Annotated in this window: 1 protein-coding gene; it reads right to left on the bottom strand. The window is 35.8% G+C overall.

From position 1 onward, the window contains the following. Positions 1 to 37 precede the first annotated feature (37 nt). On the bottom strand, positions 38 to 601 hold a 564-nt coding region (locus H0Z31_15800), incomplete at its 5' end, for a DNA gyrase subunit B (GenBank protein MBO8178854.1).

The raw sequence follows: 601 nt of genomic DNA, 5'->3' as shown, positions 1-601 counted from the left end.
AGCTTACCAGGTAAGGAAACAATATGAAACTTATCTCTTAAATATCCAGCCTGCTGGCTTCTAAGGCATGGGTCTGAATGAATTCTCGCCTGGGCTCTACTGCCTCTCCCATCAAGACACTAAACAGCTCATCTGCCATAGCCGCATTTTGGATAGTCACTTGAAGTAACACCCTCTTTTTGGGATTCATGGTGGTTTCCCAAAGCTGTTCAGGATTCATTTCACCCAGACCTTTGTAACGTTGAATTACATAACCTTTTTTCACTTCCTCTAAAATGGTCAACCAGAGTAATTTCTCTGATTCTACTTTTATCTCTTGGCCATTTTTGTGAATAAAATAGGGAGGAGGGGAATTTAACATAAGTTTTTTTCTTAAACTGAAACATTTCTGATAATCAAAAGAGTTTACCAAGTTGCTGTCTATTAGGGACAAATGACCATTTATACTTACCTCTATGGTATAAAAACCTGTTTCTTTATCTTTAATTGTGTTTCTTTCTTTAATACCTTTTTCTACTAAAAAATCTCTTAATTGAGATACAGCCTTCTGGTCACCAAGGAGTGTTTTTTCTTTTATCCCAAAAAGAATTAAATTCTCTAT

This window comes from Bacillus sp. (in: firmicutes) (assembly GCA_017656295.1).
Taxonomy (GTDB): Bacteria; Bacillota; Bacilli; order Bacillales; family JACDOC01; genus JACDOC01.
This window is presented reverse-complemented; position numbering and strand designations above follow the sequence as displayed.